This is a genomic window from Roseibium suaedae, from assembly GCF_900142725.1.
In the GTDB taxonomy this organism is placed as follows: Bacteria; Pseudomonadota; Alphaproteobacteria; order Rhizobiales; family Stappiaceae; genus Roseibium; species Roseibium suaedae.
This window is the reverse complement of sequence record NZ_FRBW01000001.1, coordinates 1,487,693-1,502,175: the sequence shown is the minus strand read 5'-3', so window position 1 is coordinate 1,502,175 and position 14,483 is coordinate 1,487,693. Positions and strand designations below refer to the sequence as shown.

Genomic DNA, 14,483 nt, shown 5'->3' with positions numbered 1-14,483 from the left:
CTGCTGCTACAATCCATCATCCGATCATGAAACTTTCCAACCGGAATGACTATCTTATTCCGTCAAGCTTTGAATCCGCGTCGTGTTTGTGAGCAGCGGCGAGATGATCTGCAGGAACTTGCCGAGCTCTGCAGTCGGATGGTTCGCAACATAGAGAATGTCCTTGTTCCGCATCTCAAAGAAGCGCGCAACAAAGAAGCCCTTCGGATCACGCAGGCTCAGCTTGTAGACAACCGGAACAACCTGTCTCCCTGCGATTGTTGAAGCCAGCTCGGGACGAACTTCCCGCAAAAGATCAGCGTCTTCATAACGGAACAGGAAAATGCCGCCGGAATCTGCAGAGAAGTCATTCAGTCCACCAACCGTCGCAAGTGCTTCAGCAAGTGTGACGCTCTTGGTCTTGAACGGAACAAGCTGGCTCGACTTGACGGCACCAAATGCCGAGAACGTCCGTGGATGATGGGACAAAAGAATATTGTCGCCAGGAGAGACCCGGACGTTGTTCTCCGGGAAATCGATGAGCTCTTCCAGCCGCGTCGTGCCGGAACGGTTGCCGCGCTTGAGAGTCACCTCTGTTTCGTAAGTTGCTTCACGCGCACCGCCCGCAGTGGCGACCAGGTCGAGCAACCGGGTATCCCGCAACGGAAGAGGGTACACGCCCGGCTTCATCACATCCCCCACCACGACTGCAGTAGAGCTCAGCTTTTCGCCGAGAGTGACGAGAACCTGCGGCTCAACCGCTTTCCCGATGAGTTCTTTCTGAATGGACTGACGAAGCGCTTCAACACTCAAGCCCGCAGCGCGCACACGGCCTGCGTAGGGCACGAAAATATACCCTGTCTCGTCGATGACGGCAGGGATCTGCCCTGCTCCACCACTTCCACCGGATGAAAACAGACCATCCTGGGAGGCTTCCCAAATGGAAACCATCAGCGTGTCGCCGACGCCAAGCAGAGTGCTGGCCCCGCCAGCACCTACACCCTTGAACTGGTTCGCAAAAGCAAGCGGCCTGTAGCGGCGGATAGATTCGATATTGGTGCTATCGAGCTGGATGACAGCATAGTTGCTAATCGTGGAACCAGCTTCGACTTCGTCAGATGTGATGCTGATTGCAGACGGGCCTTCACCGGGTAAAGCCCCGCAGGCGCCAAGGGTCATGCACAGCGCGGCAACAACTGAAAATCTCATCTGAATCCCATTCCACCAGCAATTGGCGTCTTGTTAGCATGCCCTCGCCGATCCTGTCCAAGCATGCGCACGATTTAATTGCCGTTCCTATAGCCTTGTGGTTGATCGGCCACAGTTGACGCTGAAAAGTTTAATGAAATGCCATCATTTGCCCGATCCCACAGACACTTGGCCCAAAGCCTTTGAAAACTGGATGACAGAAAACGGGAGAATCGGCTCTATGTCGCCAGTCAGAATTGCAGGCACAGGACAGATGATGAGCAGCACCGAACGCACAGGAAAACCGGCCTCCGACTTTCAGGCTGCGACCAACCGTTTGACCGACTGGCTTTTGTCCTCTGCACTTCCTGTCTGGCAGGAATTCGGCATCGATCTGGAAAATGGCGGCTTCCATGAAGCTCTCGAGCTTGGAACGGCAGCACCGGCAGACCTGCCCAAGCGCGCAAGGGTTCAACCCCGCCAGATCTACAGCTTCATCGAAGGCGGCCGGTTTGGCTGGCAAGGCCCCTGGCAGAAAATTGCAAGGAATGGCCTGGACTGGTTTCAGGCCCACTACCGCCTTGAAGACGGCACGGTCGCAGCGGCGGTTGCACCGGACGGCACCAAGACCGATGTCTCCTTCGACCTTTACAATCACGCCTTCACGCTTTTTGCCCTCGGACAGGCAGTTGCCGCTTTCCCTGAACTGAAGCAAGCCCTGCTTTCCGACGCGAACACCCTTCTTGCGCTTCTAAAGGCCCGGTATGCTCACCCCGAGCGCGGCTTTCGCGAGGCAAACCCGGACCGTTTGCCCCTCTGCTCCAATCCGCACATGCATATGTTCGAGGCAGCGCTTGCGCTCTCGGACGTTGAGCCTGAAGGCCCTTGGCCTGCGCTCGCCGATGAGATCGCCACGCTGGCCATGACCCGTTTCATTGATGCCGGGAATGGCGGATTGCGGGAGTTCTTTGACATGGACTGGTCGCCGATGCCGGATGACCGCGGCCGGGTCATGGAGCCGGGCCACCAGTTCGAATGGGCGTGGCTGCTTGCCAAGTGGGGCGCACTCCGGGGAAATGAGGAAGCCAGGGCCAAGGCCCGCAGGCTTTATGAAATCGGCATGACCTACGGCATCTGCCCGGCGCGGAAGGTCGCCATCATGGCGCTGAATGATGACTTTTCCGTCCGTGATCCGCTCGCCCGCCTCTGGGGGCAGACGGAATGGATCAAGGCTGCTGCCGTTCTTGCGGAACAATCCGATGGCGCTGAGCGTGACACCTTCCTTGCGGATGCCGTTCGTGCCGTAGACGCCCTCTTTGTCTATTTCGACGTGGCCCCACTGGGATTGTGGCGCGACAAGCTGCTGGCGGATGGGAGCTTCAAGGAGGAACCGGCCCCGGCAAGCTCTTTCTACCACATCATCTGCGCCATTGCGGAAGCACGCCGGGTAACTGATCGGCTCACCTGAGAGACACAGCTCTGCGGGAAAGCGCATAAAAGCGCAGAAACAGTCTTTTCCCTTGCCGCGGCTCTTTCTATAGAGAGCACTTCAGAACCACGGCAAGGAAACTGACATGTCGGAAGCCAGGATCATTGATGGCAAGGCCGTCGCGGAGTCGGTTCGCGACGAGATCTCCGCGCGCTCCGCAGCGCTCCTCCAATCCAGCGGCATTCGCCCCGGACTTGCCGTGGTGCTGGTCGGCGAGGACCCTGCCAGCCAGGTCTATGTCCGCAACAAAGACCGCACAGCCGAAGCCTGCGGCTTTCATTCGGTCAAGCACACGCTGGCCGCCGACACGCCGGAAACGGACGTCCTGGCGCTCGTGGAGCAATTGAACAATGACCCTGCCATTCACGGCATCCTGGTTCAGCTTCCCCTGCCCCGCCATATCGACGAGAGCAAGGTCCTGCGGCTGATCAAGCCGGAAAAGGACGTGGATGGGTTTCACCCGGTCAATGTCGGCCTGCTGACTGCGGGCGAACGATCGGCAGCGCTGGTCCCGTGCACGCCGGCCGGAAGCCTCGTTCTGCTGAAGCGCACGCTGGGGCAGGACCTTTCCGGCATGAATGCGGTCGTGATCGGCCGCTCCAATATTGTCGGCAAGCCGATGGCAAGCCTGCTGCTGCAGGAAAGCTGCACCGTGACGATCGCCCACAGCCGCACCCGCGATTTGCCCGCCGTCGTTCGGACTGCCGATATCGTGGTGGCTGCCGTCGGCCGTCCGGAGATGGTCCGCGGCGACTGGATCAAGCCGGGGGCAACGGTCATCGACGTTGGCATCAACCGTCTGCCTGCACCAGAACTCGGCGAAGGCAAGAGCCGCCTTGTCGGGGATGTCGCCTTCAAGGAAGCCGTTCAGCATGCCGGAGCCATCACGCCCGTCCCGGGCGGTGTCGGTCCGATGACCATCGCCATGCTCATGGTCAACACGCTCACCGCTGCCCGCCGCCAGCTCAACCTTCCGGAAGAAGCGCCGCTTTTCTGAATGGCGGCTCGGCCCGGACAAGCCACGAGCTCACGCAAGGTTGTCTTGAAACCTGTTCCATGCTCTACAGTTTCGTTAGGGACTCTTAACCAAGAGGCCCTAGGTTGAATGTGGGATGGGTGCCGGGATCTGTCGGATATTGTTGGACTTTCCGCTCAAGTGAATGTGCGGAAACAGGCTTTCTTCGTCAGGAACCACTGTTCTGAAGCACCCCAAAACAGGCGGCAGTTTGTGAATTGTCTACCGTCTCCTTCGCCCGGACCCCGGTCCGGCGACCGGCAGTTTGATGACCTTTTGCGCCCCTTGCGCAAGGGAACGATGAAGTGCGCCTTCGCGCTTGGCGTTTCCATGACAGCCCTGATGGCGGCGCTTGCTGTCCCGTCTTCCCCGGCTCAGGCCTTTGAATTGTTCGGCCTTCACCTTTGGGGAGAGAAGGCCGAGGCCACTCAGCAGGTTCCCGACCCGATCGCCTATTCTGTCCGGCTGGACATGCCAGAAACGGAGACAGAGACGGGGACCAAGGATCTTCGCAAGGATCTGGAAGCCACGTCCACGCTGTTCACCCGCAGCGAGGAGCTGCCTTCCGGCGAGGCCGGGCTGATCTCCCGCAGCTTGAGCGATCTCGATCGTCTCGTGGCGCGGCTTTATGCCCATGGTCTCTATGGCGGGGTTGTCGACATCACCCTGAACGGCCGCCCGCTGCAGCAGGCCCTTGAAACCGGCGACATTCCAGGCGGACAGCCTGTCGAGACCGTCATCACCGTCAGCCCCGGACCCGAATTCACCTTCGGTCAGATTGCCATCAAGGGCGACCTGCCGCCTGAAGACGCGGCTGAAGAGCCCTCCTTTGGCCTGGTGCCCGGAGAGCAGGCTGCCTCCACGCGCATTCTCTCTGCCGAGCAGAAAATGGCTCTCGCCCTGAAGAAACAGGGCTATCCCAAGGCTGAAGTTTCCGGGCGTGACATTGTCGCGGATCATGCCACCAAGAAGCTGGACGTGACCTTGACCGTTGCGACCGGGCCCCGTGCCCGCTTCGGCGCGGTTACGGTCAAGGGCACGGAAGTGACGGAGCCGGACTTCGTCATCAGCCAGGCCATGATCCCGGTCGGCGAGACCTATTCCCCGCAAGCCCTGGAATCTGCCCGCAAGCGTCTGAACGAACTCGGGATCTTCTCGTCCATTCAGCTGGTCGAAGGCGAGGTTGACCCGGTGACTGGCGACATGCCCGTCACCATTGAGGTCACCGAGCGCAAGCGGCATGTGATCGGCGCAGGCACGAGCTGGTCGAGCACGGAAGGCTTCGGTGTTGAAGCCTATTGGCGCCGGCGCAATCTGTTCGGCCGGGGCGAACTGCTCTCCATCGAAGGCTCGGCAGGGCAAATCGGCAATGCCAGCGCCACCGACATGGAATATGCCGCCCGCATCGCCCTGGAAAAGCCGGGCGTCTTCGGACCGCTGACCAAGTTCACGACCAGTCTCGGCGCAAAGCAGGAAGTGCCGGACGCGTACAAGAGCCGGTCTGTCACGCTGGACGGATATCTGTCGCGGACCTTTACCGACACATTGACCGGACGGGCCGGCGGCGAAATCTTCTTCGCCGATGAAGAAGATGCCTATGGCAAGGACAAGTACCTGCTGGTTGGCCTGCCAGCGGATCTGACCTTCGACAACCGGGATGACAAGCTCGATCCCTCGAAGGGCATCTATGCAGCCCTTGCTGTCGAGCCGGCCTATGACACGCTGCAATCTCACGCGATGTTCTTCGTCAAGGGCACGGCATCCAGCTATGTCGCCCTGGATGAGGCCAAGCGGTTCATCCTCGCTGGCCGGGTCAGCGCAGGCAGCATCATTGCTCCATCTGTTGACGATGTTCCGGCCAGCCGGCGCATGATCGCAGGCGGCGGCGGCTCCATCCGCGGCTATGCCTATCGCAACGTCGGCCCGCGTCTGAACGGCACCGTCACCGGCGGGCGCAGCCTGCTGGAGGCCTCTGGAGAGCTTCGGGTCAAGATCACCGAAACCCTCGGCGTCGTCGCCTTTGTCGATGCTGGCAATGCCTATAGCGACAGCATTCCGGATTTTTCCGAGCCGCTCAAGATCGGTACCGGCATCGGCCTGCGTTACTATACGCCCATCGGTCCGCTCCGCGTGGATCTGGCCATGCCGCTGGATCCGGAAAAGGACGATCCGGACTACGCGCTGTATGTGGGCCTGAGCCAGGCCTTCTGAGAAAGGCGTTCTTTGGGACACAAAGCGGTGTCTGGCCGGAACAGCACTTGAATGCTGCATAAAAGAGTTTCAGGAACCGGGACAGATCTGCCGGCAGGCAAATCAGGTGTCGCCGGAATGCAACCTCAATTGGATGCCTTGCCCCGATCCAAAGCTTTGTGTTGCCCCCGTCCTTAATTGTCCCATACCTATGGGATATGGCTCATTCTGGCGAATCCGACCTTGAGGACCGTTTTGAAAAGACTTTTGAAAAGCCTTCTCTGGCTTCTGGCAATTCTGATTGTTCTTCCCGTTCTGCTTCTGGCCGCGCTGCAGTTTCAGGGTGGACGCACGTTGCTGTCCTCACTCCTCTCGGATCTCGCCTCTTCCGAGGACATGCAGATCACCATCACGGATCTCGGTCTCAGTTGGGGTCTTGATGCCAGCGCCCGTTCCGTTGCCATCGCTGACCGGGAAGGTGAATGGCTGAACGTCAGCGGCGCTGAAGTTCTCTGGTCTCCCCTTGCCCTTCTGGGTGGACGGGTCGAGATCAATTTGGTTTCTGTCGATGACATTTCCCTTGCGCGCGCGCCCTTGCCCGCGGCCGCCAGTAAAGACACGGAAGAAGACGCGGCCTCCAGCAGCTCTCTTCCGATCCTGCCCGGTGATCTCAAGTCCTTGCGCATCAACCGGATCGCGCTTGGGGCACCTCTGCTTGGCGAAGCCATCGAACTGACCGCCAATGGATCAGCAGCCCTTGCCCGTGCTCCGCTGGAGGTCAGCGGCGCGCTTCATGTTGCCCGCCTGGGCGGTGACGAAGGGACGATCGATGCCGACGTTGCCTTTCTGCCTGATGCAGAAACGCTTCGCTTCGATCTGACGGTCGCAGAGCCCCGCGGTGGACTGGTTGCCCGTCTGGGCGCGATGCCCGGTCTGCCTGCCGTCGATTTCAAGCTGACAGGCGATGGCCCGCTGAGCGACTGGACGGCGAAACTCTCTGCCGCCCTCGATGGCCGCCAGACCTTGACCGGCACGGCACGCCTGACCGAAAGCGGCACCGGCCGCCAGCTCTCTGCTGATCTCAACGGGGAAGTCGCGCCGCTCTTGCCCGAACTTGCCAACGCGTTTTTCCTGGGCACCACGAACCTGAAGCTGACGGCAGATCTCTCCCAGGACTTCCTGCCGGAAACCGGCCAGATGGATCTCAGCACCCAGACGCTGCGCCTTACCGCCAATGGCCAGTTCGATCCCGCAACCCAGCGGATCAACGCCAGGTCCTCGCTCCATGTGGGCGCGGACGGCGGCAATCTGATCGCCCTGGATCTGCCGGAACGCCGCGTGATCTTCGGGCCGATCCAGACCGACGTGACGGTTCAGGGCACGCTGGAAGACGCCGCCTGGTCGGCAAAGCTGAATGCCGCCCAACTCGGCACGAGCGAAGGCAAGGTTGGCCAATTCGCGCTCGATCTTGCCGGGCAATCTGCAAACCTGACCCCGGAAGCGCTCACCTCCGACTTCGCGCTCAAACTTTCTGCAGGTGGCATCGCACTGACCGACCCGGCTCTTTCTGCCCTGGGCGACAGGATCGACCTGACCACCAAGGGAACGCTCTCAGGCAAAGAGCAAACGGTGAGCCTTGCCGAGGGGGCACTGACCCTGCCGCTGCTGACGCTGGCCCTCGGCGAGACAGATTTTTCTCAAGACAAGGCGACGAGCCGGGGAACCCTGCGCATTGATGACCTTTCGCCGCTCTCCGGCCTGGCCGGCCAGACCCTTTCCGGCGCCCTGACAAGTTCCTTTGTTGCGGATCTTGATCCGCAGGCTCTCACAGGGACGGTCACACTGGATGCCAACGGACGGAACCTTGCTGCGGGTATCGCAGCGCTGGATGCGCTCCTGACCGGCGATACAAGCCTCAAGCTGGAAGCTGCCGCCAATGGGTCCAGTGATCTGACGCTCAGCTCCTTTGCTCTGGCAGCCTCCGGCCTTCAGGCTTCTGGCTCAGGCTCGCTGAAGGACGGCACTGTGGCAGCTGAAATCGAGGCCGCGCTGAATGACCTTTCCAAGGTCGACCCGCAGGTTGAAGGTGGTCTGACCCTGAAGGGATCCGTGGATGGCGCACTGGATGCTCCTTCCTTTACCGCCGATCTCGCCTCCTCCAAGCTGACCCTGGCCGGAACCCCAGTGGACGGTCTCGCTCTCCATGCGGAGGGCGTGGCATCTGCGGCCGCGCCGGAAGCGAAGGTCACGCTGAACGGCTCGATGAAAGGAGCGCCCCTCACACTGGATGCGGTGCTAAAATCCGAAAACGGGGCGGCCACGATCAATCCTGTCTCTGCGGATATTGCCGGCAACAAGCTCAGCGGCCAGTTCCAGATCTCGGACCTGACAAAGGCCCTGGAAACCCTTGAGGGCCAGCTGAAGCTGGACGCGCCGGTGCTGGCGAACCTTTCACCTCTGGTCCTGACGGATGTTGCAGGTGAAGTTCAAGGCTCCATGTCCATTGCCCGGCAGGGCAGCGGACCGCAGACTGTTCAGCTCGATCTCAGCGGCTCGGGCATCAAGGCTGCGGGCAATTTGCTCGACAAGCTTTCCCTGAAAGCAACCGCGAGCGATCCCTTCGCCGTGCCGAAGATCGACGGCAACCTTCTGGCGGAAGGGCTGATTGCCGGGTCGACACCGGTGCGCAAGATCACCCTGACGGCCAGCAACCAGGGGCCCGAGACCCTTTTCGACACCGCCGTGGATCTGTCTGCTGATGGCAGCGGCAAGGATGGCCTGAAGGCAACCGGACGCCTGACCCAGCTCGACAATGGCGGTTTCCGAATCGGTCTCGACAAGCTCAACGGCGGCTATCAGGGGCTTGAGACCAAGCTCAAGGCTCCGGCGGAAGTCGTCTATGCAGACGGATTGGCAACGCTCAAGGCCTTTGCGCTCTCGCTCGGCTCCGGCGATCTCAGCGTCAGCGGCACGGCTGGGGACCAGCTGAACCTCAAGGCTCAACTCAATTCCGTTCCGCTGTCCCTGGCCAACGCCTTTGCCCCGCAAGTCGGTCTCGGCGGCACCCTGTCCGGCACGGCAACGGCAACCGGCGCGGCAACCTCTCCCGCCGCGTCCTGGTCGCTCACGGCCTCCAACCTGACGGCAAACGCTCTCCGTCAGCAGGGGCTGCCTGCGATCACCATCGCCAGCTCGGGCAAGATGGCTGGTGATACGGTGACCCAGGAAACCCGTGTGACAGGCCCGGATGGTTTGACCGTGGCCATCAATGGTTCTGTCGGCGCCAAGGCCCCCTTCCCGCTGCGGCTTTCCGTCGATGGCAATGCGCCGCTGGCCTTTGCCCGCCTGCCGCTCACCAAGGCGGGCCTTCGTGGCGCGGGCAGCTTCGGCATCAGCGGCACGGTCGGCGGCACGGCAACGGCGCCGACCTATTCCGTCTCGGCCCGGCCCCGTGAGGTGTCGGTCACCGATCTCGCCAGCTCACTGACCTTGAAAAACCTGACCGGCAGCATCGACGCAACCCAGACCGGCGTGACCCTTTCGGCCCTGCGCGGTGATATTGCGGCAGGCGGTTCGATCTCGGTTTCCGGAACTGTCGGACTTGGCGAAGGTCTGCCCGCGAACATCGACATCCGCGCCGATCAGGCCCGTTACATTGATCCAGGTCTCGTCAATGCGGTTCTCGACGCAGCCCTCAAGATCGAAGGCCCCATGTCCTCCAGCCGGGAGGCGATGCTCGTCTCCGGCAAGGTGACCTTGAACAAGGCGGACATCTCGATCCCGGAAACACTGCCGGGGTCAATCTCCCCGGTTGCCGTGCGCCATGTGAATGCGCCCAAGGCCGTCCGCCAGCAGGTGAGCGAATTGCGCGGCGACGGCGGCACCAGCGATGCATCAGCGGCACCGGCCAGCCAGTCGCCCCGCCTCGACATCACCGTCTCCGCACCCGGGCGCGTGTTCGTCCGGGGACGTGGCATTGATGCAGAGCTCTTTGGAGATCTGGTCATTCGCGGCACGGCGGATGCCCCCCAGGCCACTGGCGGCTTCACCCTGCGGCGAGGCCTGATCGACATTCTCACCCGCCGCCTGACCTTCTCGCGCGGGCTTGTCACCTTCAGCGGCGACCTGACCCCTGCCCTGGATTTCCTGGCAACCTCCTCGATCTCCAGCACGACGGTCACGGTTGCGGTCAATGGCTATGCGAGCGATCCGGCGATCAGCTTCTCGTCCTCACCGGAACGGCCACAGGATGAAGTGCTGGCGCTTCTGCTGTTCAACAAGGAAATGGGCTCGCTCTCGCCGACCCAGATCGCCCAGCTGGCAGCCGCCATCGCAACCCTGACCGGCGGCAGCGACAATGGTCCACTCGCCCAGCTGCGCAAGTCTCTGGGGCTCGATGCCATCGACATCGACACCAGCGGCTCCGATGGACCCACCATCGGCGTCGGCAAGTACATCAATGACAATATCTATCTCGGAGTGGAGCAAGGCACGTCAAATGGCGACAGCCGGGTGAAGGTCGATATCGACCTGGACCGTGGTCTCAAGGTCCGCGGCGAAGTCGGCGCCAATGGCTCATCAAAGGCCGGTATCTACTTCGAGAAGGAATATTAAGCTGTACCTGTGTCTCCGGCCGGCTTGATCGGCCGGAGAAAGAGGCAATGCTTACTTGCCCGCCGCAATGTTCCGGATTTCGGCCAAGATCGGACCGGGAATAACGACCCCTTCGCGCTCTGCCTTTTCGCGCAGGCCGAACCTCTTGCTGCCCGGAATGCGCGCGCCTTCCGCACTGTCCACGGCATCCATCAGCACCGCGATCCGCTCGCCATAGACCCCGAGGGACGATAGGCCCGGATCAATGGCGATGATGACCTGACCAAGATCAGGCGCCGGACCGTCACCGTTGAAAAGGCTAGAGGTCTCGAAGCCGAGGCTTGCACCGACCAGACAGGCGCCAAGCACCTCGATCATCATGGCAAGCGCCGCGCCCTTGGCCTCTCCGATCGGCACCATGGTGCCCGCCATCGCGGCAGTGGCATTGGTGGTCGGATTGCCGTCCACATCCAGTGCCCAGCCTTCCGGAATGGAGCTGCCGGTCTTTTCCGCAGCCATGATCTTGCCCCGGGCAACCTTAGAGACAGCCAGATCGATCACCAGCGGTGCACCGCCCGGAACAGGTGCCCCGAAGGCAATCGGATTGGTTCCAAAGAGAGGTTTGTTGCTGCCCCAGGGCGCGATGGACTTCGTGGTGTTGCCGAAGACGAAATTGACCAGACCCTTTTCCGCCAGCGCCTCGCAATGGGCTCCGCCCTGACCGAAATGATGGGAGCGGGCAACAACGGCCATGGCAATGCCTTGAGACCTTGCCCGTTCAGGCAAGGCTTCGATGGCCAGCTCAAACGCGGGATAGGCAAAGCCCAACATCGCATCAATGCGCAGGATGCCGGGTGACGTGGTGCTCATTTCCGGCTTGGCGAAACCATCGACCTTTCCGCTTCTGGACTGGGAAGCATAGGACGGGACGCGGGACAGGCCGTGGCCGCTCTGGCCAGAGGCTTCGGCCGCGACAAGCGCACGGGCGACGCTGGCGGCATTCTCAGGGCTGGTGTTGCTTGCAACGAGAGCCGCAACGACCAGGTCGTGCGCCTCTTGCAAGGAAAGTCTGTTCTCTGACATGGATCTCGGCAGTCACTCAAAAGGAAGGACGGTCTGGATAGCACGCGCATTCCAGAGCTGCGAGACTATCCTTTCAGCGTTTGAAAGGGCGTTCTGCCGGAAGAAAAGGCAAAGGCTCAGGCAGCCTTGCGCAGCCGCTGGGCCAGATGTTCGGAAGACATGGGACGCCCGAACAGGAAACCCTGACCGATATCGCAGCCCAGTTCGATCAGGCGCTGCTGCTGGGAGGCCTGCTCGATCCCTTCGGCCACCACATTCATGCCGAAGCTTGCTGCAAGATCCACCACCGTTGAGATGATGGCCGCATGGGCAGGATCCTCGCAGACCCGGTCGACGAAACTCTTGTCGATCTTGATCTTGGTGAAAGGGAACCGTGGAATGTAGCCGAGCGAGGAATAGCCCGTGCCGAAATCATCCAGAGCCAGACCGCAGCCCAGATGGCTGAGCGCCATGATCTGATCGGAAACACTGTCCCCGCCCTCGATGAACAGGGATTCCGTCAGTTCCAGATCCAGACGACGAGGCTCGAATCCGCTGTCATCCAGGGCTTCGCGCACCACATTCACCAGCTCCAGATCGGAGAACTGGACCGCAGACACGTTTACCGCCAGCCGCAGCTGCGCTGGCCAGGAGGCGGCATCGCGCGTTGCCTGGCGCAGCATCCAGGCACCGAGCTGGCGGATCTGGCCGCTTTCTTCCGCAATCGGAATGAACTCGCCCGGAGAGATGAAGCCGAACTCCGGATGATCCCAGCGCATCAAAGCTTCTGCACCTGTAATCTGCCCGGTGGCCAGATCCACGAGCGGCTGGTAGACGGCCCGGATCCGCCCCTGCTCCAATGCCTGTGCCAGATCCATTTCCAGACGGCGGCGACGCTCGAACATGACATGCATGGCAGGTTCATAGCGGACCTGAGCATTGCCGCCGAGCTTGCGGGCGGAAGACAGTGCCGCGCCTGCATCCCGCAAGGGCACCGCCACATCCAGCTCATCCGTGTCGATCAGGCAGTAGCCGAGGGTCACACTTGTGTGGATCCGGCTGCCCTCCAGCTCATACTCGGCACTGAGCTCTTCCACCAGTTTTGCAATGCGGCTGACGATCGCGGCCTCGTCCGGCTCTTTCAGGATACAGGCAAAGCAATTGTCGCCGAGGGTTGCCAGGAAGGCGTCCTCCCCGGCATTGAAAATAAGTCTGGAGGCGGCTGCCTCACGCAAAAGGTCCCCGAAGGCGAAGCCAAGGGAAGCGACCGCCTGATCAAGATCATCAAGCGAGATCAAGACGAGGCAATAGACATCAAAGGCCGCATTTTGACAGCCGCATATATCCTGAAGGTGTTCCTCAAGGCCGAGACGGTTGCGAAGGCTGGTTACGGGATCATGGCTCGCTAGGTAGCCGAGGCGGTCCATGGCCTTGCGCTGCATCGTGACATCCCGGCAAGTCAGGATGGCAAGCCGCACTTCCTGAACCTGGCTGCCGAGCCGCCCGCCAAGCACGTCCACCTGGGACATGGGCGTCACGACATATTCAATCACCTTGCGCACGGAGGTCTCGTCTCCGGCCTCCACATCCTGCCGTACAGGCTGCCAGTCACGCTCCGCCTCGGAGGAGAAGACCCGTTCCAGATCCTGCCAGATCTGCCCCGGCACTATGGCCTGCAGGCGGCTTCCCGGTTGAAGAGCCTCGCCCCAGATCGCGCGCGCAGACCGGCTGGCGGCCCGAACAGCACCGCACTGTTCCACCAGAATGATGCCGTCGAAACTGTCCTCGAGCACCCGGGACAGGAGACGCCGGTTGTTCTGGTTGTGAATTTCCGTCACCCGCAGGAGAAGCTGATGCAGCCCCACTTGCCGGCCGGCAAGCCCGAGAGCGAGCACCAGCAAGGCCAGCTGCGCACAGGCCGTCTGCGGCAAGATGGGTATCTGAGCCTGCACGACCAGAGCCAAAGCTTCGAGAACAGGTGCCAGGCCAAGCAGCAATGCGAGGCGAATGCGCCAGTCCACCTTGCGCTGAACAAAAATCGTCAGCCCGAGAACGAGCGTCACAAGAAGGATGAGGGCGCCACCAGCGGGCTCCAGCGCCCTGCCCTGGGCGATGGTTTCAGCCGCCAGCGCCTGGATCATGCCTCCAGGAAGAATGTCATGGACGGGAACCGGGAAGAGATCCCGCAATTCCTGGGCACTTGCGGCAACAATGACCTTCTTGCCTGCAAAGCGCTCCGGGTCGATCCGATCGTTGACGACATCGGTCAGCGAAAACACCTCGATGCCGGACAGGTCAATGCTGTAATCGATCCAGAAGGTTTGGCCAGCTTCCCCCGTCCGCCCGCCAATCAACGCGGCAAGGGAGGGAACGACCTCCCCGTCGATCATCTCCCCCCATTCCGCCCGCCAGACGGCGCTGTCCTTTTCAATTGGGACTGTCACTGTCGCGGGCCATGCATGGTCCTCAAATCGCGGCAATGGGCGGCTGATGAGGTTCGGCTCCGATCCGCTCGACTGCTGATCCGCCACCTGGCGGAAGACTGCCAGATCCACACGACCCTCGGCCCGCTTCAGCATCGCTTCGAAATAGGAATCGTCCACTGCATTGGAAGCACTGCTGAAATCGATATCGAAACCGATTTCAGCGGCGTCTGCTTCGAGCAGTTTTTCAATCAGATGCCCATGAATCCTGCGCGGCCAGGGCCAGACACCAACTTCCGCCAGAGAACGGGCATCGATGTCGACAACGACGATGTTGCCGCTTGCCGGACGTTCCAGCAGAGCAAAGCGCTGCTTGGACAAGAACCTCTCTACGGCGGGAAAGCCGTTCGTGAAGTGTCCGCAAACAATCACCCCCAACAGCAATCCCACAAGCGATAGCTGCAGAACGGATCCGAGGCGGGACACCGACATCCAGTTGAGAGGGGAAAGCCGCTTCATCGTCAGGCCTGTTTCCCCTGACAGA

7 protein-coding genes are annotated in these 14,483 nt (G+C 61.2%); 4 read left to right on the top strand and 3 right to left on the bottom strand.

Annotation, left to right across the window (positions count from 1 at the left end; translation table 11 throughout):
* Positions 1–54 precede the first annotated feature (54 nt).
* A complete protein-coding gene (locus tag BUA94_RS06745) occupies positions 55–1,188 on the bottom strand; it encodes an SLBB domain-containing protein (RefSeq protein WP_073010386.1) in 1,134 nt (377 codons plus the stop codon).
* A 256-nt stretch (positions 1,189–1,444) separates the two neighbouring features.
* Here BUA94_RS06745 and BUA94_RS06740 point away from each other — a divergent pair, with 256 nt between their 5' ends.
* The 4 genes from BUA94_RS06740 (at position 1,445) to BUA94_RS06725 (ending at position 10,475) form a co-directional block, all read left to right on the top strand.
* Positions 1,445–2,635 (top strand): AGE family epimerase/isomerase, encoded by a 1,191-nt coding sequence (locus BUA94_RS06740; protein ID WP_073011139.1) that lies wholly within the window; start codon positions 1,445–1,447, stop codon positions 2,633–2,635.
* 106 nt (positions 2,636–2,741) lie between these two features.
* Complete coding sequence (gene folD / locus BUA94_RS06735) at positions 2,742–3,653, top strand: bifunctional methylenetetrahydrofolate dehydrogenase/methenyltetrahydrofolate cyclohydrolase FolD (RefSeq protein WP_073010383.1); 912 nt, start codon at positions 2,742–2,744, stop codon at positions 3,651–3,653.
* A 318-nt stretch (positions 3,654–3,971) separates the two neighbouring features.
* Positions 3,972–5,882 (top strand): autotransporter assembly complex protein TamA, encoded by a 1,911-nt coding sequence (locus BUA94_RS06730; protein ID WP_073010381.1) that lies wholly within the window; start codon positions 3,972–3,974, stop codon positions 5,880–5,882.
* Between the two features lie 246 nt (positions 5,883–6,128).
* The gene (locus tag BUA94_RS06725) at positions 6,129–10,475 is read left to right on the top strand and encodes a translocation/assembly module TamB domain-containing protein (protein ID WP_084081736.1); all 4,347 of its coding nucleotides are present in this window, start codon (positions 6,129–6,131) and stop codon (positions 10,473–10,475) included.
* A gap of 51 nt (positions 10,476–10,526) precedes the next feature.
* Here the strand turns inward: BUA94_RS06725 and BUA94_RS06720 are convergent, their stop codons facing one another.
* Both BUA94_RS06720 and BUA94_RS06715 read right to left on the bottom strand, forming a co-directional pair.
* Positions 10,527–11,537 carry an Ldh family oxidoreductase gene (locus BUA94_RS06720; RefSeq protein WP_073010374.1) on the bottom strand — a complete coding sequence of 337 codons (1,011 nt, stop codon included), beginning with the start codon at positions 11,535–11,537 and terminating at the stop codon, positions 10,527–10,529.
* A 116-nt stretch (positions 11,538–11,653) separates the two neighbouring features.
* Complete coding sequence (locus BUA94_RS06715) at positions 11,654–14,458, bottom strand: EAL domain-containing protein (RefSeq protein ID WP_084081735.1); 2,805 nt, start codon at positions 14,456–14,458, stop codon at positions 11,654–11,656.
* Positions 14,459–14,483 lie beyond the last annotated feature (25 nt).